The sequence below is a fragment of the Dictyobacter vulcani genome (genome assembly GCF_008974265.1).
GTDB lineage: Bacteria > Chloroflexota > Ktedonobacteria > Ktedonobacterales > Ktedonobacteraceae > Dictyobacter > Dictyobacter vulcani.
Map to the genome: position 1 here is coordinate 986,530 of NZ_BKZW01000001.1, position 25,224 is coordinate 1,011,753.

Annotated in this window: 27 protein-coding genes; 18 read left to right on the forward strand and 9 right to left on the reverse strand. The window is 46.7% G+C overall.

The window, feature by feature from the left end:
* Window positions 1-46: 46 nt before the first annotated feature.
* Window positions 47-532, reverse strand: coding sequence for a hypothetical protein (locus tag KDW_RS04130; protein ID WP_151754791.1), 486 nt, complete (start codon window positions 530-532; stop codon window positions 47-49).
* Between the two features lie 413 nt (window positions 533-945).
* Between KDW_RS04130 and KDW_RS04135 the strand changes: the two genes are divergently transcribed.
* From KDW_RS04135 to KDW_RS04150, 4 genes are all read left to right on the forward strand, one after another.
* Window positions 946-2,517 (forward strand): MFS transporter, encoded by a 1,572-nt coding sequence (locus KDW_RS04135; RefSeq protein ID WP_151754792.1) that lies wholly within the window; start codon window positions 946-948, stop codon window positions 2,515-2,517.
* 610 nt (window positions 2,518-3,127) lie between these two features.
* Window positions 3,128-3,328 carry a hypothetical protein gene (locus tag KDW_RS04140; RefSeq protein ID WP_151754793.1) on the forward strand — a complete coding sequence of 67 codons (201 nt, stop codon included), beginning with the start codon at window positions 3,128-3,130 and terminating at the stop codon, window positions 3,326-3,328.
* A 337-nt stretch (window positions 3,329-3,665) separates the two neighbouring features.
* A complete protein-coding gene (locus KDW_RS04145; RefSeq protein ID WP_162004932.1) occupies window positions 3,666-4,844 on the forward strand; it encodes an AI-2E family transporter in 1,179 nt (392 codons plus the stop codon).
* Window positions 4,845-4,922: 78 nt separating this feature from the next.
* Window positions 4,923-5,378 (forward strand): hypothetical protein, encoded by a 456-nt coding sequence (locus tag KDW_RS04150; protein WP_151754795.1) that lies wholly within the window; start codon window positions 4,923-4,925, stop codon window positions 5,376-5,378.
* A gap of 144 nt (window positions 5,379-5,522) precedes the next feature.
* Here the strand turns inward: KDW_RS04150 and KDW_RS04155 are convergent, their stop codons facing one another.
* The 3 genes from KDW_RS04155 to lexA all read right to left on the reverse strand — a co-directional run bounded on the left by KDW_RS04155 (window position 5,523) and on the right by lexA (window position 8,438).
* Window positions 5,523-6,320 carry a DedA family protein gene (locus KDW_RS04155; RefSeq protein WP_233097608.1) on the reverse strand — a complete coding sequence of 266 codons (798 nt, stop codon included), beginning with the start codon at window positions 6,318-6,320 and terminating at the stop codon, window positions 5,523-5,525.
* 97 nt (window positions 6,321-6,417) lie between these two features.
* Entirely contained in the window at window positions 6,418-7,500 is a 1,083-nt protein-coding gene (locus KDW_RS04160; RefSeq protein ID WP_151754796.1) for a hypothetical protein, read from the reverse strand.
* A 293-nt stretch (window positions 7,501-7,793) separates the two neighbouring features.
* The gene (lexA, locus tag KDW_RS04165; RefSeq protein WP_151754797.1) at window positions 7,794-8,438 is read right to left on the reverse strand and encodes a transcriptional repressor LexA; all 645 of its coding nucleotides are present in this window, start codon (window positions 8,436-8,438) and stop codon (window positions 7,794-7,796) included.
* Between the two features lie 340 nt (window positions 8,439-8,778).
* Between lexA and KDW_RS04170 the strand changes: the two genes are divergently transcribed.
* The gene (locus KDW_RS04170) at window positions 8,779-9,315 is read left to right on the forward strand and encodes a bifunctional nuclease family protein (RefSeq protein WP_151754798.1); all 537 of its coding nucleotides are present in this window, start codon (window positions 8,779-8,781) and stop codon (window positions 9,313-9,315) included.
* Here KDW_RS04170 and KDW_RS04175 read toward each other — a convergent pair.
* On the reverse strand, window positions 9,312-9,917 hold the full coding sequence (locus KDW_RS04175; RefSeq protein ID WP_151754799.1) for a hypothetical protein: 606 nt from the start codon (window positions 9,915-9,917) through the stop codon (window positions 9,312-9,314). The genes KDW_RS04170 and KDW_RS04175 overlap by 4 nt on opposite strands.
* A gap of 89 nt (window positions 9,918-10,006) precedes the next feature.
* On the reverse strand, window positions 10,007-11,341 hold the full coding sequence (gene lysA / locus KDW_RS04180; protein WP_162004933.1) for a diaminopimelate decarboxylase: 1,335 nt from the start codon (window positions 11,339-11,341) through the stop codon (window positions 10,007-10,009).
* A gap of 210 nt (window positions 11,342-11,551) precedes the next feature.
* On the opposite strand from lysA, the gene KDW_RS34825 reads away from it, so the two are divergent.
* The 10 genes from KDW_RS34825 (at window position 11,552) to KDW_RS04225 (ending at window position 19,443) form a co-directional block, all read left to right on the forward strand.
* A complete protein-coding gene (locus KDW_RS34825) occupies window positions 11,552-12,010 on the forward strand; it encodes a glutamate--tRNA ligase family protein (protein ID WP_198925188.1) in 459 nt (152 codons plus the stop codon).
* A complete protein-coding gene (gene gltX, locus KDW_RS04185; RefSeq protein ID WP_198925339.1) occupies window positions 12,007-13,074 on the forward strand; it encodes a glutamate--tRNA ligase in 1,068 nt (355 codons plus the stop codon). The genes KDW_RS34825 and gltX overlap by 4 nt, the downstream gene beginning before the upstream one ends.
* Window positions 13,075-13,167: 93 nt before the next feature.
* Window positions 13,168-13,824, forward strand: a complete 657-nt coding sequence (locus tag KDW_RS04190; RefSeq protein ID WP_151754801.1) for a DUF6483 family protein — start codon at window positions 13,168-13,170, stop codon at window positions 13,822-13,824.
* 235 nt (window positions 13,825-14,059) lie between these two features.
* Window positions 14,060-14,695: a CPBP family intramembrane glutamic endopeptidase gene (locus tag KDW_RS04195; RefSeq protein WP_162004934.1), complete on the forward strand. Its 636-nt coding sequence runs from the start codon at window positions 14,060-14,062 to the stop codon at window positions 14,693-14,695.
* Window positions 14,696-15,003: 308 nt separating this feature from the next.
* Complete coding sequence (locus KDW_RS04200) at window positions 15,004-15,954, forward strand: UDP-glucuronic acid decarboxylase family protein (protein WP_151754803.1); 951 nt, start codon at window positions 15,004-15,006, stop codon at window positions 15,952-15,954.
* A gap of 591 nt (window positions 15,955-16,545) precedes the next feature.
* Window positions 16,546-17,715, forward strand: coding sequence for a lysylphosphatidylglycerol synthase transmembrane domain-containing protein (locus KDW_RS04205; protein WP_162004935.1), 1,170 nt, complete (start codon window positions 16,546-16,548; stop codon window positions 17,713-17,715).
* A gap of 138 nt (window positions 17,716-17,853) precedes the next feature.
* Window positions 17,854-18,042 (forward strand): 30S ribosomal protein S21, encoded by a 189-nt coding sequence (rpsU, locus tag KDW_RS04210; RefSeq protein WP_151754805.1) that lies wholly within the window; start codon window positions 17,854-17,856, stop codon window positions 18,040-18,042.
* A 137-nt stretch (window positions 18,043-18,179) separates the two neighbouring features.
* Window positions 18,180-18,752 (forward strand): rRNA maturation RNase YbeY, encoded by a 573-nt coding sequence (gene ybeY / locus KDW_RS04215; RefSeq protein WP_151754806.1) that lies wholly within the window; start codon window positions 18,180-18,182, stop codon window positions 18,750-18,752.
* The gene (locus KDW_RS04220; RefSeq protein ID WP_151754807.1) at window positions 18,749-19,174 is read left to right on the forward strand and encodes a diacylglycerol kinase family protein; all 426 of its coding nucleotides are present in this window, start codon (window positions 18,749-18,751) and stop codon (window positions 19,172-19,174) included. Before ybeY ends, KDW_RS04220 begins: the two co-directional genes overlap by 4 nt.
* Window positions 19,175-19,212: 38 nt before the next feature.
* On the forward strand, window positions 19,213-19,443 hold the full coding sequence (locus KDW_RS04225; protein WP_151754808.1) for a hypothetical protein: 231 nt from the start codon (window positions 19,213-19,215) through the stop codon (window positions 19,441-19,443).
* A 95-nt stretch (window positions 19,444-19,538) separates the two neighbouring features.
* Here the strand turns inward: KDW_RS04225 and efp are convergent, their stop codons facing one another.
* The 3 genes from efp to KDW_RS04240 all read right to left on the reverse strand — a co-directional run bounded on the left by efp (window position 19,539) and on the right by KDW_RS04240 (window position 22,449).
* Window positions 19,539-20,108, reverse strand: a complete 570-nt coding sequence (gene efp / locus KDW_RS04230) for an elongation factor P (RefSeq protein ID WP_151754809.1) — start codon at window positions 20,106-20,108, stop codon at window positions 19,539-19,541.
* A 108-nt stretch (window positions 20,109-20,216) separates the two neighbouring features.
* Window positions 20,217-21,269 carry a THUMP domain-containing class I SAM-dependent methyltransferase gene (locus KDW_RS04235; protein WP_151754810.1) on the reverse strand — a complete coding sequence of 351 codons (1,053 nt, stop codon included), beginning with the start codon at window positions 21,267-21,269 and terminating at the stop codon, window positions 20,217-20,219.
* A gap of 382 nt (window positions 21,270-21,651) precedes the next feature.
* Window positions 21,652-22,449 (reverse strand): hypothetical protein, encoded by a 798-nt coding sequence (locus tag KDW_RS04240; RefSeq protein ID WP_151754811.1) that lies wholly within the window; start codon window positions 22,447-22,449, stop codon window positions 21,652-21,654.
* A 380-nt stretch (window positions 22,450-22,829) separates the two neighbouring features.
* Here KDW_RS04240 and KDW_RS04245 point away from each other — a divergent pair, with 380 nt between their 5' ends.
* The 3 genes from KDW_RS04245 (at window position 22,830) to KDW_RS04255 (ending at window position 25,218) form a co-directional block, all read left to right on the forward strand.
* Window positions 22,830-23,303 (forward strand): MerR family transcriptional regulator, encoded by a 474-nt coding sequence (locus KDW_RS04245; RefSeq protein WP_151754812.1) that lies wholly within the window; start codon window positions 22,830-22,832, stop codon window positions 23,301-23,303.
* 264 nt (window positions 23,304-23,567) lie between these two features.
* The gene (locus KDW_RS04250) at window positions 23,568-24,353 is read left to right on the forward strand and encodes a lipoate--protein ligase family protein (RefSeq protein ID WP_151754813.1); all 786 of its coding nucleotides are present in this window, start codon (window positions 23,568-23,570) and stop codon (window positions 24,351-24,353) included.
* Window positions 24,354-24,381: 28 nt separating this feature from the next.
* Window positions 24,382-25,218: a PIG-L deacetylase family protein gene (locus KDW_RS04255; protein WP_162004936.1), complete on the forward strand. Its 837-nt coding sequence runs from the start codon at window positions 24,382-24,384 to the stop codon at window positions 25,216-25,218.
* Window positions 25,219-25,224: the final 6 nt, after the last annotated feature.

Consider the following 25,224-nt stretch of genomic DNA (forward strand, 5'->3'; position numbering starts at 1 on the left):
TTAGATGCCCATTATATAGTGGTCTCAGACGCCCAATTTTATATCTTTATAGAGCTTGCAATATCTGATTCAGTAAGTCTGTTATACTTGTCAAAGGCGCACCGCCGTTAAGCAGGTTAGCAACTGCACAAAGCAGATTTCCAAGCAAGTTACCAGGACCAGATTGTGCATCAATGTTAAGTACAACCTGATTTAGATGGACTGTCAAACCTAAAAGATTAAGATCCAACGGCCCAAGGTTCAGATGTAGGACCGGGCACGATCCTGCAGCTGAAGTTACCGGAGTCTGGAACGGTACATTTGTCACATTCCCAACGACCTGACCAGTTGCATTGGTAAGTGTTCCGTTTAATGTACCAACTGCATTGAGTTGTCCATTCTGCGAAACAAATTTGGTAACGGTATAAGCACCACTGAAAGTGCCGCCATTAGCCGTTGTACCTGTAACTGGTTGGGTCAACGTACCGCTCGTTGGAGCAGTAGCCTGGGCATGTGCTGAAGTGCTTAAGGGCGTCAGCAAAACAAAAGCCATAAGCGTTACCAAATTGGCCCCGCTGACTAAACTTAATTTTCTTCATAGTAATTTTCTTCCTCCATCCTTGGCCTACATAGTTTAATACCATATAACTTTTTAGACCATCTATCGACCACTTTATAGTTAAAGATTCATCTACATAAATAGATGCAAAAAGATTATTTGATAATATTATCTCGCACATAAAGTACTAATTCGTGCTACGCACAAATAGTTGAGTTAATACGCAGATCTATATTGCCAGAATATCTATCAGGAACTCATTCTGCCACAAATATACATATGCACCATTTTCTATGGCTATTACCATGCAATATGTAACCATCAAACTGGAAGATATTCGCTTCCGGTTTTGTTATAGCTAAAGACACAAAAGAAAACGTTATCTTTTTCATGGAAAGAAGTACAAAATGTATGATGAACGCAAGAATGTTGCGTACGACAAATTTGAAACGGCCACCTATAGTGAGGCCTTACCTGTTTCAGGAGATCTTATTACTTCGTCAGTCCAAACAGCTTCACGTACAGCAGAGCAACATGGAGCAGTTAATAAGTGGGCAATCCTGGGTTTAGCCGCTTCAAGCGGCTTTTTAACGACGCTAGATGGCTCAATTGTCAATATTGGCTTACCAGCTATTTCTCAGACGTTCCATGTTGGCGTAAGTGGCGCTATTGAATGGATCATTATTGGCTATCTGGTCATCATTGCTGCAGTCCTTTTGACCTTTGGTCGCCTGGCCGATATGATTGGGCGTAAGCCGATTTTTTTAACTGGCCTGGTAGTTTTCATCGCAGGTTCGGCTTTAAGTGGTATGGCTCCATCATTGCTTTTACTGATCCTGGCGCGCATTTTTCAAGGACTGGGAGGCGCATTGATTTTTTCTGTAAACATCGCGATGATTACCAGCACCTTCCCTGATACTGAACGTGGACTGGCACTGGGATTGAATGCAGTTATTGTATCCCTGGGTGTCAGCGCGGGGCCAACTATTGGGGGCTTGATTACTCAATATTTGACCTGGCGTTGGATTTTCTATGTCAACGTTCCTTTAGGTTTATTGGTTCTCCTGACTGCTTGCTACATCTATAAAGAGAAACGTACTGCTCATGGACAGCGCGGACGCTTTGATCCTCTTGGAGCAACTTTACTGGGGATCGGACTGGCTTTACTCACACTCGGGCTCTCATTTGGTCAGGAATGGGGCTGGTTTTCTCCTGCTATTCTCAGTACGATTGGCATTGGAGTTGTAACGCTGGCTATCACTGTTTTTGTGGAGAGCCGGATGCCTTATCCTATTTTAGATCTGCACTTGATTACCAATCGTACATTCGCCTTTGCGAATATCAGCTTTATGCTGTGCATGATGGCACTGTTTGCACCAGGATTTTTGATGCCATTCTACTTTGAACAGTTGCGTGGTTTCTCCACAGAACAAACAGGATTGCTATTGACACCTCTTCCGTTGACAATGGCTTTACTTGCACCGCTCAGTGGCTCACTGGCGGATCGCTTTGGCTCACGCTGGCTATCTCCAATAGGTTTATGCATTGCATGTCTTGGACTCTTTTTACTGGCCCAGATCAACGCTCAGAGCGCATTATGGGATATCATCTGGCGTCTGGTGGTGATTGGAATCGGGCAGGGGATCTTTCAATCGCCTAATACACGGACCATGATGGGAGCAGCTCCACGCAGTGCACAGGGAGAAGCCTCCGGCTTACTCGCAACAGGACGTGTTGTGGGGCAAGCACTGAGTGTTGCCTTGATTGGCACGATCTTTGCCGCGTTCGGTGGCTCATGGGCAGGCAATGTGCTCTCAACTCAGTCTCATTCACTGGCACCTGCAAAATTACATACGCTGCAACAGGTATTCATAAGTGGCTTTCACGCTGGCTTGTTCGGTTGTGCAGCCTTTGCCGCCATTGGTATCTTTACAGCCGTGGCACGCGGCAAGGGAGCCACAGTGGAACGGCCCCATTAAATAACACAGCGCTTCGTAACAACACATGCCAATTCAGAAGAGCGTTCAAACCAGATCCTTGAGTGCAATCAACTGGCATGCGTTGTTACGTACTCCATATTTTAACCTGGCAAGCACTTATCAAGAACATATGCAAAATAGCCAATCTCATTAAAAGGAGTAAAAAAATATTGTTTTTTGCATCAAAGTAGGCTATACTGCAAGAGTCTTATAGTTGCGAACGAGAACCATGTTCCTCTTCCCAGACGGCGTTCACAACCAGTGCTTCCCATGAACGCTGCCACTTTATTGGTGCTCGCGTTCACATCATTTTGCATGGAAGCGTCGATGTTTAGAGACAGCTCAAACGTGTATCCTGACGAAATCCCAGCGTGCGTTTATTTCCACTTGCCAATACATTCTCTGATGAGTGTTCAATTGCTTTATAGCACACGCATGACGCGTTTTGAATGTTCACTTTTGTCTATACATATTACACACGGGTCTACCACCGGTAACCCACCACAGGAATATCCAGATAAGACACGATGTTATGTGTTAAATATCTGCGAATGATCCTACTACCATACTTTAAACCCATTATGGGATTTTCAGCGGAGGTATTTCAGCAATGAAAAATCGCTACTATGTCCAACCTTTAACTGATCAGATTTTTTTGATTCGCGAACGTACATCCATGAGTGGCGAACCCGGACCAAATGATCCAATCGTTCGATCATTCAGTGTACGTCATGATGCTTATATGTATGCCGGAAAAATAAATAACGAGGGGCTTGAAGCCAATCCTGTGATAGAAAAAAAGCGTTCATAACCCATGCTTTTACCTGTTTATTTCTTCACACCTTCTGTTTGAAAGAATTTAACGGCGACGCCATTCACACAAAACGAATTTTAGTATGTCGTGTTGAATAATGTGTATTACGCATTATTCAACACGACATACTAAAACAAGAGTGCCCATCACATGCTCTTCTCACTCCAGAGCAGGTCCGAGGCCGTAAAATCCGCCCCATTATTCCATCTTTTGGTTGAAGCAAAGTATTGACCCTTCTGCTATCTTCTCATTACTATCCTTTGCAGCACTGCTTGTGTGTTTTTAGTACATAGGTCGATGCATGCACAGTTGGTCTACAATGAGGAGAAAGCCAATGTCCTCTTTTCCAAATTTCAATGCTGTCCCGAAAGGCAATACAAATTCCAATGCACTATGGACGAGACGCTTTCTCATTGCATTAACTATTGTCGCCTGGATGATCATTCTGACAGGAGTATGGTTCATTTTAAGCAAGGTGCTCGGTGCCTTAATTATTCTTGGCATCTCAGCCTTGATCGCCTATGTGATCTATCCCCTGGTAAGGCTGCTGGAGCGTTATATTCCCCGTCCCATCGCTATCTTGCTTGTCTACCTGGGGGTCCTGACCTTACTCCTCCTCCTGATCTATTTTGTGATTCTGACCGCGATAGCGCAACTGGCCACCCTGATCGTCTCGATCCAAAAGAGCCTGCCCGATCTTCTTAACAGGATTCAGCCACTTATCAGCAATATCACAAAGACCAGTATCTCTCCCAATCAGTTACTGGCCTCAAGTGAACAAATTCTTAATTACCTGCTATCAGTAGCAGGTAATATCTTACCGCTGGTAAATAGTATTTTCTTAATTGCGATCAACATTATCATTGTTACCTCTTTAAGTGTGTATTTCCTGCTGGACGGACATCATACTATCCAGTGGCTACGTGAACAAACACCGGTACGGATACGTGCTAAAATCAACTTTTTCCTGAATACACTCCACAGTACAATGGGAGGATTTGTACGTGGACAAATCACGTTAGCGACAATCATTAGCGCGATTATGTGGATTGGGTATACAATTATTGGCGTTCCTTATGTTATGCTTATTGCGATCATTATTTTTGTGTTTGAATTTGTACCACAGATTGGCTCATACATTTCAATTGGCATCGCTATCGCTCTAACACTCGTAACAAAAGGATGGCAGACCGCCTTGATTGTAACGATATTCTCTGGTATCGTACAAGGTGGATTAGATGGCCAGGTGTTAGCGCCGCGTATTCTCGGGCATTCAGTAGGCATACATCCGATCATTTCAATTGGAGCACTACTGATAGGTGCCGATCTATTTGGTCTCCTCGGGGCTCTTTTTGCCGCCCCGATTGCTGGCATTATACAAATTTTTGTCCTGACATATTGGAATACCTGGGTAAAACGTCATCCAGAAGAGTTTCCCGAAGAGATCACAAGTCAGTTGCCTGTGCTTCCTCGCAGTGTCACAAAGACGATACCGGAAGCCAGACCTACATGATTACCATAAACACGGGAGGCATCGGGCGGCTAAACTTTCTAGTTGAGGCCGTTTTCATTGTCCGGTGGAGGAAAAATTGTGACTGCCAATGTGGCTCAATTCGCAGGAGCATTACAAGCGATTTCCACTCTGACTGCCCGTCAACCAGCACAACCGGTGCGCGTCGCGATCATCGGATCCACATCCTTCTCACCATTATCACTGGTCACGTCCTTTATCGCCCATTTGCCAACCAACTGTGTCATCCTCTCCAGCCAGACAGACAAGGTTAATCAACAGGCGCTTACAACAGCTCGCCACTATGGATATAAAGTTGAAGAGTTTATGCTGGATTGGACACAGCTAGAAGCAGGTTCAGTGGATGCAAAGGATAACGAACTCATACATAGCGCTTCGATTATCGTAGCGTTTTGGGGTAACCAGGGTCAGGGCATCGCCAGTATACTTGCTGCCGCGCGTGAAGCAAAGATACCAGTCTTTACCATTTCACCACCTACATCGCTTCCCCGGCCTATCCAGCGACCACTTTTTTAACTGAAAAGTTCACTGAAGCATAACAGTAAAAAGACAAAAATCAGCCTTGTTAAATCAGGACTATTGTCTTACGCGAAAAGGGAGTGCCTATCCAAACGGATAACAGGCACTCCCTCTTATTTAGAGACTAACAATTTCTATTTTTTACCAACGAGGAGGTTGAGACTGGGTTGGCTCCTGGGGCTGCTGAGACTGCTGATTCCAGGGCTGCTGAAACTGCTGGTGATTGATTGGCTGACCGGGTGTAGCGGTCTGGGCTTCAGCTTCAATTTCAGCTCTTTCGGCAGTAGCGTGTTCGGCACGGGCACGTCTGTCATTGCGTATATGACGCCAGATGTACAGAACAACCAGCACAACAATGGCGGCTACAACCACATACTCGAAGCTTTTGTAGTATGGCTCGATGGTGGCCATGTTACCATTCAATACAACACCGGCATAAGCAAGTAAGACACACCATGGGAAAGAACCAACAAATGAATAAATACAGAATTTAATAAAAGACATCCTGGTGATGCCAGCTGGCAGGGAAATGTAGGTACGTACGACGGGAAGCAAACGCGAGAAAAACGCCGTTGCACTACCCCAACGCTGGAAGAAGCGGTCCGCTAAATCAGCATCGTGCTGTGAGATCAAAACATAGCGGCCATACTTTAGCATCAACGGACGACCACCTTTATAGCCGATCCAATACGCTAAGATAGAACCAATAAGACATCCCACGGCACCGGACAAACCTAACAGCACAACACCAACAGGAGTACTCACGCCTGGAAGAAGCTTATGCTGGGCTAATAATAATCCTGCCACGGGCATGACGATTTCACTGGGCAAGGGAATACAACAGCTTTCAATCGCCATCGCCAACACGATACCTAATAGACCAGTTGAGATATAGAGGTTGGTAATAAAAGTCGTTAAAAGATCCGAAATCTGGGCCACGTCTGCCTCCTTCGTAGAGCTTGCAATTTTGCCTCATACTAGCACATTTTATCGAAAGAGGCTAGGATCATCGGTCCTGAAAAAAGGGCACCAGCATTTATTCATCATCACGTCCTGGGGCCAGATTGCGTGAGGAGCGACGTGTTTTCGGTGGCTCAACCTGCTGTGCCAGCTCGCCTTTTAGTGCATCATCATCATACATATATGGTGCGCGGCGCACAAGCGGTTTTTTCAAATTTCCAGTTGAAATTTTTTGATCGAATACTTCTGTTTCAGGATCTGTATATTGGTACTTTTGGGAGGATAACGGCTCTTGATGCGACGCAAAAGAGCGATAAGAGCTATCCGGATCTGGACTGGCATCAACAATGCGCCGACCTCTTCGTGGATAATCCTCTGGATCACTATCTTGTTGCGCACGAGCGTTCTGACGATATCCATGTGAAGTAGGCGGCTTCTGAACAGGCCGTTGTTTATTAGTATCTTGATAGCGTGACAAAGGTGCAGAAGGACGCCGTGAACGATAGTCAGTATAATCCTCCGAAAAGCCCTCTTCGGCACGCTGGGATGCTTCCTGACGAGCAATACGCAAAGCCCGCGACTGAAACTGGCCTCTGGTCATTTCTGATTGATAGCCAGGAAAACCTGGTGGGTTGAGACGCCGTGTGGTTGCCCGTCGGCTGGGGCTCTCAGTATCACGTCGAGATGGTTGCCTTGATGCAGGCATGCCCTGTTGTGTCGAAGGCGATCGATACGCCGGATATTGATCTGAGTCAGTATAACGTGAGGAAGGTGCCGGGAGTTGCCGCCGGGGAGCGGGAAGATAGCGTAGATCATCTTCATAGTCTTCGTCTCTGACTCCACGAGCAGACGGCATATCTTCTTGCGCTTCTATATAAAAGGTTCTGGCAACCCGTTCAGGCACTTCTCGATATTCATAGATAACCTGTTGAGGTTCAGCATAAAACTCCTCTTCTTCTTCCATTTCGGTGTGCACATGCTCATCATGGCGACGTGAGAGGTAAGCAAAAAGAGTTAAAGAGATGGGAATGCTAAGGAGTAAGGCCGCCAAACCACCGATCAAGCCCCCTAAAACCCAGGAATTCAAAGTATTCGCGTACCAGAGAACAACCGCAGCACCTATAATAAACACAAGTGCCGCAGCAACAGCCTTTAACAAAGGCCCGCTTCCTTTCTGAGCTCCCACAAAACATTGGGACTCACAACAGAAAAATCCCTACAATCCTATTAGTTGGAGTATACCAAACTTGGTGAAAGAGTACAAGGGCATAGGTCATTCAGGAGGGGTGACAGGGGCAAGAACAAGCGAAAGTGCATATAGGATGGCATATATTCAACATTTTCGGATAATACAAACACAAGGCGAAGCACCAAGAGATATCTCGATACGTGTATCTGCGACTGCTTCGCCTTGTGTGCGCCGTCCAAACTCCAGGAATGCCTGATAGTTTCTCAGGCAGCAGTAATGCATTGCCGGAAGATCGCCACCACTTTACCCTGAATCTGCCATTCACGATCCCAGATAGTTTTAGGGATCATAATAGGATCAAGCTCAGAGTTAGCAGGTTGTAAACGGACACGGTCGTGGTCTTTTTCCTGGAAGAAGCGTTTGAGTGTAGCGCTCCCGCTCACCCCTTCTTGCATATGAACAGCGACAACGATGTCTCCATCGCGACAGGTGGCCTGTTTTTTAATCACCACATAGTCCCCATCACAGATGTGATCCTCAATCATTGAGCGTCCACGCACGACCAGGGCATAGGTATTCTCTGTATCTGTAAAATTTTGGCCCACATCGACTGATTCAGTTGCACCCTCGAAAATATCCAGGGGCTCCCCAGCTGCGATTTTGCCCATGACAGGGATACCGTCTTGAGTCTGCTTGGTCAACTTAATGCCACGGCTCTTTTTCGCCTGGCGAGAGATCAAGCCCTTTTTTTCTAGCATGGTGAGATGATAGTCAACATGGCCGGTGCTGGCAATATTTAATTCGCGACCAATCTCTCGATTGGTGGGGGGCATCCCCTCAGATTTCATATAATTCACAATGAAATCATACATGCGGCGCTGTATTTCGCTGGCTTGCTCCAACGACATAGTATGGTCTCCTGCCTTTCTGAACACCTCAGCTAACTCCCCCACACAGCCAAAAACTAGAACGACTATTCCAAATGATCATACCACAACAGCACAAGCAATTCAAGCTTTTTTTGAACGTATTTTTCAAATATTTATGCGTATAGCTTTCATATAAGGTATGTTTACGCTCAGGACTTGGCAGTGACTGTGGGTTTTGTTATACTCCCTTGATAGGGAACATTGAGATATGCGAAGCTATCCAAAGATGCGCATTGATTTGCGTCCAATACTTTGCTAGGTGTACAATAGAGGCATTGGTAATCGGCGGATCCATGCACGAAAGAGAGTCATAAAAACTATGGTAGAGATGACGGTTGAGAGCGTGCGCATAAACCTGGCTACGCAACAGCGAGTGGTCATCTTAAAAGCGACGAAGCAAGAGCGCTATCTCTTTATCTGGATAGCGTATGCAGAGGCATATGCGATTGCCGTTGAACTTCAGGGGACGACATCGCCGCGACCACTCACCCACGATCTCCTTAAAAATGTTATTGAAGAATTACATGCAAAAATTGAAAGCATCGTAATCTCTGATTTGATTGATGAGATCTACTACGCCCGCATTGTACTCGATGTAGATGGACGCCATGTAGAGATCGATTCTCGGCCAAGTGATGCGATTGCGTTAGCCGTGCGGACTAAAACAACCATTTATGTCGATGAAAGTGTCCTGGAACGTGCTGGCGTTGTTCCTGAACAGGATGAAGAGCCGCAACCTCCGATGGTGAAATCTGATATCAAGCACGAAGATGAGTCCGAAGAAGAGGAGAATCTGGATGCGTATCGTGATTTCATTAATAGTCTGGATGTCCTGGATGAATTCGGCAAAGATTAGTTGGTTGAACCTGCTGTCTTGCTCGCGCGCATGTCTGTTTCTGTGCGTCTATCGACCGTCAGATACGCTTTGACAATAATTTTCAAGAGATGCACGAGTATACGCGAACAAATGCCATAGACAATCACCGCTAATAGTGTGTAGGGCTCTACATACATAAATAGTTCCTGGTGCAATGGGGGTAGCAGGATATGAAATGGTAGTAGCGCCAGTTCACTGCTCGCATACACACCATTCACCCATACCAACGTGGTAGCGGAATGCCAGATCTTGAGCGTGAAACGCAGTAATAGCAGTAATTGCAGACCCACAAAACACATGCCTATACCTAAAGGTACCAAACGTAACACAAATGCAGGTATGAGTTGAGGCCACCTCCAAACTTGCCAGAGAGGATACGCGGGCCTGTCATGCTGAGTAGATGGTGGTTGAAAGGTTGCCCCACTGGAGGTCGGGACAGGAACAGTAGTATAGAGCTCAGGTAACTTGTCTTGATTACCCTGACCAGACAGAACCGAAGCAGATCTGGGTACCGGCTCCGTGGGCGAATCGTGTTCATCTATTTCTTCAGCTTTTCTTCGGACAAAATGTAACCCCTTCATAGATGCATCTCCCCTGGTGCACACAGATAGAACGACACATCAACTTGCCACTATATCTGTCTCTATTCACTACCTGCTGGCATAACTTATCACACTGGATAACGTCTGAGAATATCATCATATGTCTCACGACGTTCCATTATACATATCTGTTCCTCATCAATCATTATTACGGCTGGCCGTGGAACGAGGTTGTAATTACTAGCCATAGGTAAACAATAGGCACCAGAGGTTGGTAAACAAACTAGATCCCCTTCATGTAACGCTGGTAATTGCACCTGTTCAATTAACATATCGCCAGATTCACAGTAACGTCCAGAAAGACAATAGGTCTGGTCGGAGTCTTTATCCATATATTCAGGCGCGATAGCAGTATATTGTGCATCATAGAGAGCCGGACGAATATTGTCAGCCATACCACCATCAACAAAAAGATAATGAATTCCGCCAGGCGTGGCTTTAGTGGCACCAATACGATAGAGAGCAACTCCGGCTCGCGCAATGATCGAACGCCCCGGCTCCAATACCAGCATCGGCATGGCCGCTGGTAGTTGTGACTGAAGTTGCTCGACTTTACGCTGCAAGGCTTGTGCCAATAACGCAATATCAGGCATCTGCTGTGCTTCTGCAGTATCAATACCCCAACCGCCTCCTGGACTGATCTCTTCAGGCCACCAGCCGGTCTCCTGCTGTACCGCACAGGCCAGCGCCAACAAACGTTCCAGACACTCTTCATACGGCCGCGTCTCGCGTAACAGGGTTCCACTATGGGCGTGCAAACCCACAAGCTGTAATTGATCTTCCTGAAGGATGCGTAGCAGGGCAGCTTTTGCTTCTCCAGATTGCAATGGAAAACCAAACTTGGCTGCGGCATGCCCGGTCTGCAAATATTTATGGGTATCTGTCGCAACATCCGGGGCGATACGCAGTAAAACCTGGGGGCGTTGCTGGTATTGTCGCGCGATGCGTGTTAAACGTTCAAGCTCATGCCAATTATCTAAAATAATACGCCCTATCCCCAGTTTCAGCGCCAGTTCCAGCTCAGCTTCAGATTTATTATTTCCATGAAAAGAGATATGTTTCATCGGAAAAGCAGCCTGTTGTGCCACGAGTATTTCGCCACCCGAAACCACATCCAGACCCAGATCCTGTTCGGCTAACAGTCGCGCAAGGTGAGGAGAAATATACGCCTTAGAAGCATACAGAAAACGTACGGACGAGGCACTATATTGTGTAGTAAAAGCCTGCTGATATGCGACACATGCATTAATAATAGTACTGCGATCATATATATAAAGTGGCGTACCATAGGTATGAGCCAGTTCACGCAAGCTTTTCCCGGCGATAGTTAGCTGTCCGTCTGCAGAAATCGTGGTAGTATCAGGAAGGAGTTGGAGGTTAACAGCACGTTGTGGCGATAACATAAAAGACGACCTTTCATCAGAGGAGTGCGTCCAGCGCATGCCATATACGCTCTTGAAAAGCAATCATAGATACGGCTCGCACCAGACTGGCTTTGCCCACACCGTTGCAGGCAGCAAAATATCCCGCTGAGCACGCTATTCAGTACAGTTATGCTATGTTACAATAGATTGGTAATGTAGTAAAGAAGTTGAAGGAGAACCATTCTTCGTATGACACAGACTGACAACCGTATGGAGGGGCAACTATCGTCGGTGAGTACAAAAACTCCTCGCCTGCGTTTCGCACCTAGCCCTACCGGATTTCTACACATTGGTGCATTTCGGACCGCCCTTTTTAGCTGGCTCTATGCCCGCCACAGCGGTGGCAAGTTCATTTTACGCATTGAAGACACAGACCTGGCACGCACTGTAGAAGGAGCGGTTGAAGATTTTACGAGTGGACTAGAATGGTTGGGCATGGATGTCGATGAGGGTCCGGTCATTGGTGGACCCTATGGCCCCTATTATCAGGTACAGCGTAAGGCTCTTTATCAGCAATATGCAAGCCAATTAATAGCATCAGGACACGCTTACCATTGCTATTGCACACCTGAGCGCCTGGACGAGATGCGCAAAGAGCAGATCGCCAATAAGCTCCCCCCCGCTACGATCGGCGCTGCCGCTATCTGAGCGCTGAAGAGAGAGCCGCCCATGAGGCCGCCGGAGAATCCTGGACGGTGCGCTTTGCGATGCCCTTAGAAGGCGAAACAGTGGTTCCAGATAAATTGCATGGCGACATGGTGTTTAAGAATAGCGATCTGGATGACACCGTGATCCTCAAAACAAATGGTCTGGCCCCCTACCACCTGGCTCATTTAGTTGATGACCACCTGATGGGCATTACCCATGTCTTGCGTGGTGAAGAGTGGATCTCCAGTGCGCCACGCCACGTCCAGATTTATCGGGCACTTGGTTGGGAGACGCCATTGTACTACCATGTGCCAAATGTGCTGGGTAAGGATAAAAAGAAACTCAGCAAACGTCGCAATGCTCCTTCCTGGTCCGATTATAAGAAAGAAGGCTATCTTCCAGAAGCGGTCTTTAACTTTCTGGCGCTTCTAGGCTGGGCTTACGATGATCAGACTGAACTCTTTACCAAAGAAGAGCTGATTCAGGCTTTTTCACTAGAAAAAGTGGGTATCTCTTCAGGTATCTATGATCCAGATAAACTGCTCTGGATGAATGGCGTCTATATCCGAAAATTGTCTTTACAGGAACTGGTAGAGCGCACGCTGCCTTTTATGGAGCGCCCGGAGGCTGAGGGTGGCTTGCCCGATAGCATTCAGCGTCCACTGGATCGTGACTATACGACACGCGTCCTGACACTGGAGCATGAGCGGCTGAAGACATTAGGCGAAGCTTCTCACGTCGTTTCTTTCTTTTATGAGAAAGAGATAGATTATGGGCTGGACATTTTGATTCAGAAGAAGATGGATGCCGCCAGTACCCATACTGCGCTGGTGAAGACACGCGAGTTGCTTAATAGTCTGGAGACATGGGAGCATAGCGATCTGGAAGCACGCCTGCGCGAACTGGTGACCACTCTTGGTATTAAAAATGGTCAGTTGTTTGGTACTATTCGTAGCGCTGTCAGCGGACGAACAGCCACCCCACCACTGTTCGAAATGATGGAAGTTCTTGGTCGTGATGTCTGCATGCAACGTATTGATCAGGCTATTGCTAAAGTAGCTTAGCAGCGATACGCATGACTTTGTAACATAGGGCACTCATGATGGGTGCCCTTACGTCTTTTTATAGCGTTATTTCGCCAGGCTTTGAGGACACGTATGATTAATAAGGACTATATCTTACGGCTCGCGGAACAGATAGGATATGAAATCTCTATCCTGCTACGCCTGCGTAAGCGTAACCAATATGAGGATGAATTATTGGCTATTGATAATCTTCTCCTCAAATACACGGGAATGACCTCTCGCTTTATCAACTCTCTCTCGGATGAAATGTTGCTACAAAGCCTCTCCCCTCTTGGAAAGCTCAATGTTGATGCTGGTCTGTGGATCGCTTCGCTACTTAAGGAAGAGGGAGCAGCCTACGATGCGCTACATAATAGTCATGAAAGTTATTACCGCTACACAAAATCTCTGTACCTGCTCTTAGAACTGCTCTATCAGGAACATGTTCCGTTCGATTCTGAGCTCTATCAGGAGACCACTGATCTGATTGCGAAGTTAACTGACTTCGAATTGCCTGAACAGTTAGAACCAAAGCTTTTCCGCTATTATGAACAAAGAGGGATGTATGCCCAGGCAGAAAATATCCTCTTTGACTATCTGGAGCATCATCCTTCAAAGGATATGCTTGAAGCTGGACACGCTTTTTATGAGCGGCTACAGAAAAAAAATACGGCAGACCTGGAGCTGGGTAATTTTTCTCAGGAAGAAGTGCTTGAGGGAATTGAGCAATTAAACCAATTTACAATCTAGGAAACGTTTATAGGTTCGCTACACAAAAACACACATCAGAACCAGAATCCACACAAGGATTCCGTTGCCCGGAACTATGAGGTTCTTCCTGGCCCCTGGACAAATAACACCTTTATTGATTACACTTACTTAACATCTTTTAACATTCTCTTAAAGGAATACACTAAGAAAGTTCGTGTAATCAATGGCATTAACACAAGCAAAAACTGTCTTTTTACCGAGAAGAGGAAGTCGTGTGTCATCAGTAAAATCTTCTCAACTCGTCTACTCAACTCCAGGCAAAACCTGGCGTTGGATGTGGCCTGATATTCTCATGCGCATTATTCCGATGGGCACGGTCCCTCTCATCTATATTGCTATCTTTCATTTACCACTGGCATTTTTAGGGCTGACCCTGACTTCAGTTCCGCTGCATCTTCTCGTTGGCTTACTGGTAGGTACAGGCATGGCTGCCTTTGCGGCGACATATCGCATGTTCATTGTTGGACCCTGGTTCCGCAAACCAACTGCATGGGATCAATGCATACAAACGCTCTTCTACCTCTTTGTGAATGGACCGGTTGAAGAACTGTTTTTCCGGGGTTTCATGCTGGCGGTCATAGCCCAATGGACCCACTCGCTCTTTTTTGGCTGGTTAGTCAGCTGTATTGTGTATACTCTTTATCATCGCCTGGGTAAATGGAACTGGCGCAGTGTCGGTGGGGTTGGATTGGCAGGACTGGTCTTTAGTCTGGTGTATCTGGCACTCCCAGGACCACATTCTCTGCTGGCAGTTATTATTGTTCATGGTTTCACAACCAGCGGCTTCCTCAGTTGGGGTGATGAGGTGCTCTATCAGCGGTGGAAACGCTTACAACCAAAGGCACAATAAGAATTAAGTAATATAATCAAGCTGCGACGAATTTCAGCACCAACACGTATTGATTGTAGGAATAAAACAGCTTAAAGCCATCCATACCCACAGGGTGTGAGTAATGGCTGGATAAAGACTCAAGCATCATACTGAACCAGGGAAAAACGTGCTGGAAGCCAGCAATATCCATCCCGGAGATTTATGATGTACACAAAAACGAGTAGCAACCTTTTGTGCTATATTCGTTACCGGGCTGTGCACAATTCGTCTACCCATTAGGTACAAAATATCTAGCAAGCAGATATTATCTATGTCTGGAGGTTCTCTTGAAAATTCTAGTTACTGGCGGAGCAGGTTTTATTGGCTCCAATCTTTGTGCACGCTTACTTGATGAAGGACATACTGTTTTTTGTGTTGATAATTTAATTACTGGCTCAACTGAAAACATTCAAGCATTCATTGATCATCCTCATTTCAAATTTCTCAAACACGATGTAACCGAGCCATTTGAAAGCGATGCAGAGGTTATTTTCCATCTGGCCAGCCCAGCCAGCCCTGTAGGCTATCTCGAACATCCTATCGAGACAATCATGGTCAATAGCACTGGCACGCATCGCATGCTGGAACTGGCTCGTAAAAATAATGCCCGCTTCTTAATATCCTCGACATCAGAGATCTATGGCGATCCACTGGTCCACCCACAGCGTGAGGATTACTGGGGAAATGTGAATCCGATTGGCCCACGGGCTTGCTACGATGAGAGCAAACGCCTGGGAGAAACATTGGTTATGGAATACTATCGGCAGTTTCAAACCAATGTACGCATCGTACGTATCTTCAACACCTATGGTCCTAATAGTGCCATTGAAGATGGTCGCATGATCCCTAACTTTATTACGCAAGCGCTCAAAAATACACCGATCACGATCTATGGAGATGGCAATAAAACGCGCAGCATCACCTATGTCAGCGATCTGGTTGATGGCTTGATGCGCGCTATGTTCAGTCCGAATACCACTGGTGAAGTCTTTAATCTGGGAAGTTCAGAAGAGCATACAGTACTGGAATATGCACAGATGATTATTCGCCTCTGCAATTCCTCGTCTGAGATTCTGTTTGAAACCAGCCGGGTTGATGATCCAGAACGCCGACGTGCGAATACCACCAAAGCCCAACAAATCCTTGGTTGGCAGCGCAAAGTGGATATGGAAGAGGGGCTGCGCCAGACAATTGAATGGTTCGGCAAACGCATTGCCCAATACTCAACCGTTTCTTAAGCATTGATTCCTGCCTTATAGGCCTGCATAGAAAGGCTATCGGGCATCACAATTACTGACAAAGAGAGAAGTAAAACATATAGTCTGTATAGCAGCAGGCATGAGAGATAGCATTCCCCAACGGGATAATGTATCCAACGGTGGTAACCTTTCAATTCTATGCCCTCTGCATTTCCTGGCTTATTTTATCCTCCTACACGTGTGTATGAGTACATGTATAGTTTGTACCAGATAGCAAACGGCGAGGTTACACCACTTCTCTCTTTGTATTTCTACTTCATTACACCCGGGGTCAGGAAAGTGAGGTTACAACATGAGTATTCATGCCGTTGCTGGCAGAAAAACTATCCCTTGTTTTCCTGGCGAATCGATCCCTCCAGACTCTGCGCCGGTATCTTTTTCAGGTGTTCCGGTATACTGGGTAGAGATAGAGCTTATACGAGCGCACTTGCGGTCTATGCCTGCTCAATCCCAATATGTATGCTAGCGATCAGTCTCTAGCTGCATAACTCCAAACTAGCGATATATTCCAGGAGTCATCAGTGCGCTTACTGTAGAGCACAGCAGAATCTAAACACTATGGAGGATATCTTGATTGGTGATAAAGGTAAAGCCCGGCGCTCCAGCCAGGTTGCGATAGAGGGTACTGACGAACAACAATCGACATCTGGAAAATCTATGAAAGAGACAACACCTCTCGATGAGACCAGGGATGATGACACAGGTAATAGCGAGATTACACGCGATCAACTCGCCTTAGGCAAACGCTTGCTGAATTGGCGTACCCTGGTTCCACTGGCCTTAGTTATCGTCGCATTGGTTTTTGTGGCTCAAAAAGCCAACATCAATCCGCAAAAAACCTGGAACGCGGTGAAGCATGCGGATATTTTCTTCTTTCTGGCGGCCTTTGTCATCTATTATCTTTCATTTGGCCTGCGCGCTCTCCGCTGGAAGTTACTATTAGAAAATGTTGGCTTTACATCTGAAAATGGTATTCACCTTCCCAGGTATCTCAAATTAGTTGAGATTGTCTATATCTCTTTTTTCGCGAATGTAGTAGTTCCAGCAAAATTAGGTGATCTTTATCGCGCGTATTTATTGCGGCAAGAGATTAACGTTTCGACAACACGGAGTTTTGGGACCGTGCTGGCTGAACGCCTTTTGGACCTGATAGTACTTCTGCTCCTCTTTATTCCTGCTATTTTGATCAGTCTCCATCAGAGTATGCCTCCCCAGGTCGCTCTCGGTATGCAGATCCTGTTAGTAGCTGTGGCCATTGGCATTGCCGGACTCTTCGTCTTACGCATGGCACGGGAACATATCGCCCGGCTGGTGCCAGTCCGCTTTCGCGAACAGTATTATCATTTCCAGGAAGGAACGCTCGGCTCCTTCCGCCGCCTCCCATTGTTATCAGTCCTGACAGTCGGCGTCTGGGGATGCGAGGCGCTGCGCTTCTTTTTTATCGCCCTGTCTCTCCATCTGATTGGTGGCAATATCGCCCACATACTCACCGCTTCGATTTTCATTGGGCTGGGAGAGGCGTTACTGACAGTCGTTCCTGCCACCGGTGGTGGTATTGGCCTGGTCGAAGGGGGAATGGCTGCTATGATTGCTCTCTTTTACAAAGGAGGGGATCTGGTCAATCAAACAACGGCTGCGATCCTGCTTGACCGCATTATCACCCTATTTAGTATCCTGGTAATTGGCTTTATCGTTTTTATGATAGCTTTTGGTAAAAAAGCAGCTCGATCTTCTAAGTAGGTCTGGCAACAACAAAAAACACCTTGACATGTTGAAAAGCCTAAACTATAATTTCTGCGCAGGTCCACGAAAGAGATGTGGGCAATACTACAACTGCCACGTCTATTTCGAAAACAGGCCAGGAGAGGGGGGGATCTGGTGTCAGAAGTAAGAATCGGTGAGAAAGATATGTTTGAGACGGCGTTGAAACGCTTTAACCGCAAAATTCAGCAGGATGGTATCCTCGCTGAGGCGCGCCGCCGCGAGCACTATGAGAAACCGAGCGTAAAGCGCAAAAGAAAAGCTGCCGCACGACTGCGTAAGCTTGCTCGCAAAGCTAATAGTTAAAGCCAGCGGCTCATTACTCGTGTGTACAAACTACGACAAAGCCTGGTTTAAGAGGCACTATAGCATTCACCACTAACGCTCATAGTGCCTCGGATAAAACCTTTCCGCTACCCTTCTATTTCGAGGAATCTTTTTTTATGCAAGCACACCCATCCATTGAGCTCTATGTGAATTTAAATGATGAGCAACAAAATAAGCAAGTAGAGCAAGCTCTTTCTACTATCAATCTGGATAGTGTGGTGATCAATACCTTACAGCTGGCGGGCATCACACTGCCCGTGATGCTAACCTTACTGATTACTGACGATGCGGGCATTCAAGATATGAATAAGCAGTATCGTGAACAGGATAAAGCAACTGATGTTCTTTCTTTTCCTTTGTTAGAACAACCAATCGTGCAAGCACCAGAAGATCAATTATGGACACCACAGATAGAAGAGGGCGCTGGGGCAGAGCAGTCAACCCCCGCCTTCGTGACACCTCCAGGTATGCTTACCAATCTAGGTGACATTGTAATCTCCTGGCCAACCATTCTGCTTCAGGCCCAGACCGCAGGTCATGATCATCTGACTGAATTAATTTACCTGTTCTCCCATGGCGTTCTGCACCTGATTGGTTATGATGATCAGACAGAAGCTGGGTACCAGGCCATGGTGGGTATTCAACAAGCAGTCTTGCAAACAATGGGACAAAAGGCATATCGTGCATGAATCAGTCAACGGAACCGCCAGAATCTTCAGGAGATAAGCAAACGTTGACTGATAGATTCAGGAAATTTATTGCCGGTTTTGGCTATGCCTTTCAGGGGCTCTGGTATACCATCCGTACCCAGCACAATGCCCGTGTACATGTTATCATTGCGATCCTGGTCATTGTGCTGGGTATATATTTGCGTATTTCCGCTCTCGAATTTGCAATTATCTTTATTGCGATTAGTGGCGTCTTTATCACGGAGATGCTCAATACAGTGGCTGAACTTTGCGTAGATCTGGCCTCGCCCACCTACCATCCACTGGCAAAAATTGCGAAAGATGTGGCGGCAGGAGCCGTATTGGCAAATGCCATTCTGTCGATCATTATTGGTCTATGCATTTTCGGACCCCATCTATGGGGACTATTTTTCCATCAATAATACAGGGCCACTCTTAGCGTAGAAAGAAGTTTATTGGAATGTCTTTGCTTTCAAATCCAATGATAGTTCTGCTATTGTGGATCGTTGCAATCATTGTGGTTGCTGCCATTATTCTGCTACGTGTCTTAAGAAATCCTCGCGAACACAGACGACAAGCTTTGATTGAAACCCTGCCAACCATTCTCGCCTTCGCAGCCCTGCTATTGATCATTTTCTTTTTCCCGGGTATATTTACGTATCTACGCGACCTGGTTGCACACAAACGCTAATGTATTTTCTTACATATGACAAGAAAAAAATGCACATCAACAATGGGCTGGTCCACTGTTGATGTGCATTTTTATAGGGTATATATGCAAATATTTTACTGCTTTACGCGCTCGACATATTGACCAGTACGTGTATCTATCCGAATACGATCACCAGGATTGACAAAAAGCGGTACGTTGACCACTGCACCACTCTCCAAGGTTGCGGGTTTGGTCACGTTGTTCGCAGTGTCACCGCGCACACCTGGCTCAGCGCTCTCAACGGCGAGTTCCAGAAAATTTGGCAACTGGACAGCAATAATATTTTCGCCATCAACAAGCATCTCTACTTCATCTTGTTCTTTCAGAAATTTAATGGCATCACCCAGCATTTCTTTCGCAATCGGCTGCTGATCAAAGGTCGCTGTATTCATAAAGACATAATCATCACCATCGACATAGAGAAATTGCCAATTCTGGTGCTCAACGCGTACCTCATCAACTTCTTCACCTGCACGGAAACGTTGTTCGATCACGCGTCCGTTTTTGAGATTCTTCAAGCGAGTCCGTACAAAAGCACGCCAGTTACCTGGACTGACATGGTGGAACTCTGTAATGGTCCAGAGATCATTGTTATAGCGGATCACCATACCGTTGCGAAAATCGGTGGTAGTTGCATTAGCCAAGGGAGTAATCTCCTCTCTCTTACTTGAGTTTTTTTCAGTTATCTGAGCCAGAAGTTAGTACGCGAACTTTTCGGAATAAACTGCTGGCTCTATTTATGCCCACGCTGGTTACGCTCGTTCAGATACAAAAATACTGGCAGGCTGACCGAGTACCACGAAGACAACTTTTTTCTGTGTACGCCAACCATGTTCCTGTAGAATAGTATCCCACAGGCGGTCTTCACTGGTTAATGAAACCATTAAGCCATTGGGACCCATCACACGGTCGAACTCTTGTATTAATGCAGTATACAACTCTTCGTTCTCTGCACGTGTACCAATCTGCTTACCAAACGGCAGATTAGTAATGATGCGGTTGACACTTGAGGCTTCGAGGGGTAGCTCACGCGCGTCCCAGACTTTCCACGTCGTATCCACATCAGCCGAGCGGGCATTGCGCCGCGCCAGCGTGATAGCCTGTTCTCGTATATCACCACCTAGTAATCGCTGAGATGGTGCTAGCAGGCCTCGTTCAATCAAGATCGTGCCTGCACCACATAGTGGATCTACGACGATATCTTCAGCAGTGGGACGGGATAGCCAACTCATAGAAGCAGCCACAGTCGGGCGCAGGGAGGCTGGTAGATGCTCTCGCTTGTATTGTCGATGGCGCATCGTAGCATTGCTGAGGCGCAATCCAATCAGGACGTCGTTACCACCAAGCCAGAGCCAGATCTCTAGATCAGCATCATCCTCAACAAGGCGTATCCCACGTGGCATCGTTTTACGTAAGGCATCGATCACAGCCTGTCCGCCATCCATGCGGCGAAAATCATATGAGCCAGACATCTGACTGACAACGCGCCATGTACGTGGTTTCGCACCATGGTGTGCACGCCTCCAACTGGCAATCGCACCCACCAGATCCGCATTTAACGTAGCACTATGTAAAACACGCAACGCATCTTGACCACGACGCAGCCCTTTGATATGGGCCAGAGTAGCAAAAACGTCTTCAGTGGTACGCAAATCCAACAGATTTTCAGGTGAGGTCGTCAGACGGAAGAGTGCGATGCCGCGCATAAATTTTACCAGTTCAGAATCAGGTATCGTTGCACGAATCTCACTAAAAGCCAGTGTTTCCAATCCTGGCATCGTCATTGCATAGAAAAGATCTGACATGTATTCCAAATTTCTTGCTGATTACTCTGCTCTACACATGGAGCCAGCATATATCGCTGCCCGACACCACAAACACATCTATCGGTATGGAGCATGGATAGGTTTTTTACTGTACATACCCTGATCTTCGTCAGGTAGAGGAAAAAGGCGAAGTGGCTGTCCAGCATTACACATAAGCAAGTACAACCAGTTGCCACGCCTCTTTTTAGAGTACAAAGCCTGGCACGTACGCTCATTCATCTCAGCGTGTCATGATACCATAGACAACCTGATCTCGCAATCCCTGCCTTTCCTGCATAAACACAAACGACGTTATTTCCTCTTTTGTTTATAAACGCAACACTATGTGGAGGAACGCTCGCCATAAATAACATTGTGGTGTTTATGCCAGCAGGTCCATCACTGCAGTAATCTCATGCGAAAATTTTGCCAGCCGCTTCTTTTTCAAGTTTTCGCGCAAAATCCAATTGATGTCTGTATCATTCCAGAGCGCACACTCACACATAAGCGCAAAACCCTGCTCTGGCAGCACTGCGGTAACCACGCTGAGAGTATAACCTAAGGCCCGCCGTAAAATACGAAAATCTTCAGATTTACGCGCTGTCGCAGGAGTATTATTCAAATGCTCAAAGACAGTTCGCTGCAAGAGAAGCGCGTTTTCGGCCAGTTCTGGTACATACAAAAGACGTGGTTCAGCAATAGCTGCCACTGCTGCCCGCTGCTGCAAGAAGTTTTTGCTGACGGCCAGTCGAGAGAGATATGGTAATATCTTCTGGGCATCCGCAGTCAAAAGATGCTGAAAGGCGGTCGCCACAGCCTCTCTGACACGCCAGGAAGAGCTACAGGCATAGTGACCAAGCATTTCAATAACTTGCTCTCGCCATTCACTGCGTACAGCCGCACAGGCTCCGGCAGACACGATGCCACAAAGCATCACAAACTCCGCCGGGGTGTTATCAATCAGGGTTTGCCGATTGCCATTAGAAAATGCATGAATCAAAGAAAGAACAGTATCTGGATGTTTGGAGCTAGCAGACGCTAATAAATAGGCCAGATCGTTGGCTAATTCCAGATTGGCGCGTGGCCCTGGAAGGCGACTGTGCTCACGCAGGTAAAACTCTAAGGGTCGATGATGGCCTGTCACCGCCCTCTCAACCAGGGAGGATAATGTGTCGTGCATATCAATTATCCCTTGCATCAAAACAACGAAAACAACGCCGTTCTCAATTCAATTGCCTGCATAACGTTATAGATATATCGCTATTTTCTGACGCCTGACACTTCCAAAGGAATATTTCGCATGTCCAATAGCCAGTGCGAGGGCCTTACGGATTGTTACACTCATCATTTTACCATACCTCTTCCAATAAGAAGAGCCTTATCCTATCGATCTGGCTGTTATGCTCAACAAACTTTTTGTTCTAACATTGACGTTCACGTTAAAGTTGTGCTACAATAATCAGCGTAAGTGAATTTTCTAGCTTCCTGATTTCCATAGTATTGGGAAAGCTATTTGATTGTTTCATCTCAGACTATACGAATAAGAAAGTTTGCGTAATTATGACGCACCCAGAAGATATCTCACCAGATCCGCATAAAGCTGAAGCAACTTATTATACAATTGAACAGGTTGCGACACGGACGCAGTTAACCAAGCGTACCCTACGCTACTATGAAGAGATGGAATTGCTGCCCCAGGCAGAACGAACCGAGGGAAATTACCGCCGCTACACTGAAGATGATCTTCAGCGTATTCTGTATATCAAGTCACTACGTGAGTTGCTGGGCTTTTCACTCGGTGATATCCGTAAGTTCTTGCAGGCTGAGGATGAACGCGAGCAGGTAAGAACAGCTTTCCTTCAGCAGACTGATGTGCAACAAAAAATCGCTCAGCTAGATCGCGCCGATGAACTGATTCAGGAGCAACTTACACTGGTTGAGCAAAAAATCAATGGGCTGGAACAGATGCGCCACCAATTACTCCAACGTTTAGAGAAACATACTCACAAACGTTCTATCCTCCAGAATTCCTGAGCTTGTCGGGGCTGTTAGCAAGCTCAATACATCAGGTCGTGACAGCAAGCGGCGTGCGTGATAAAATCAGGAGCATTCATACTAGTATCTTTGCCATACCAGGCCTGCTGATGGTCGTCTCAAGATATGATCACAGTTAAGGATGGTCAAATATAAACCCTTCTCTGGCTGGCCTACGGATTAGCGCCAGGACAACGGTTGTTGTTGGATGCTGATCAAAGATCGCCAGAGGATAAAGCAAAAAGAAAATGTATTAAAGGCTCTATGAGTAACTGGCTCATCTATCCATTGACAATTGCAGACCAACAACGGCATATTGAGCAGGGTGAACACCTGCTGACGACTGTCCAGGCTGGCGATCCCGCGACTCTTTTCTGGTCTATTGCCGAGCCAGCCGGACTGGTACTCGGGTTTTCCCAAAAGCAAACGGTGATCAATCCTGCCGCTTTGCTAGCGGGATCACTGCCTATTTATCATCGGCGCGCTGGTGGGACCGCAGTACTGGTTGGTCCGACTCTGCTTAGTCTGGATGTCATCTTGCCTGCCGATCATCCTCTCCAATTACCAGATCTGGTTGAATCTTATCGCTGGTTTGGAGAAACCTGGGTGGCCGCGCTGGCACAATTAGGTGTCACCACACGCGTCGTACCACCGGCGGAGGCTCATGCCCAACGTGCCTTACGCAAGCAACCAGAAACACGTGAATACGAGTTATTGATGAACCGCGCTTGCTATGGTTCGCTCTCCCCCTATGAAGTTGTGGTGGGACAGCGCAAAGTAGTTGGCTTTGATATGATTCGGCGGCGCACGGGTAGTTTATTGCAGGCAGGCGTACTCTTGCAATGGGACACCCAAGTATTAGCACATCTGCTCGGTCATACACCAGATGAACAAATAACGCTACAAAAAGGCTTATTGGATCGTGCGGTGGGATTAGATACCCTACTTGGACGTGTTATCACTAGTGACGAGGTAATCAGCGCATTTGAACGCGTCCTCATTCCAGATGAGCGTCAGCGTTTTGTGGTTGATCCACTATCCTCTCTTTAAATTTAGACGAAAGGTTTTTTTTCATACAATGGGAGATCGAACAGCTGAGGGCGCAGTCGAGATGTTGACTGAGCCAGATTATGAGGCGATGGTAATCGGGGCACACCCTGATGATAATGACTTTGGAACTGCCGCAACCTGCGCATTATGGGCCAGTCAGGGCAAAAAGATTGTCTGGGTCGTTATGACCGATGGCACAGAAGGTAGTGAGATTCCCAGTCAGAGCGATGAAGAGTTGATGCTGCTCCGTGAGCAGGAACAACGCGCTGCGGCTGAAGTATACGGTGTACAAGCCGTTGAGTTTCTGCGCAATCGTGATGGTCACCTGGTTAATACCGAGGATGTACGCCGCAATGTGGTCAAACTCATTCGCAAATATCGTCCACGCGTCATCTTCACACATGATCCTACATCCCATATCATGGCTCCTGATCCAGATGAAAAACCAGATGCAACCGGTTATCTGAATCATCCAGACCACCGCGCAGTAGGGAATATTGTTGTGGATTCTATCTTTCCGTTTGCGGGCAATCCTCGCTCCTTCCGAGAACTACTGGCTGAAGGTCTACAACCCTACCGCGTACACGAAGTGTATTTCTTCGGTACCTTGCAGACCAACACCTATGTAGATGTTACGGAGAGCATCGAGAAAAAGGGGCAGGGACTGATGTGCCATGCTTCACAATTTAATCCAGAAGATACTGAACGTATGGCTGCGCGCATGCGCGATCGAGCCGCCAGTGTGGCGAAAGAGGCTAAAGAGAAAAAGGGCCTGGAGATGCGCTATGCCGAATCTTTCCGCCGCATGAAGCTGCATATTCCACCAGAACCCAAAACAACTACCCTGCCTGGCAGCGAAGAATAACGCAAG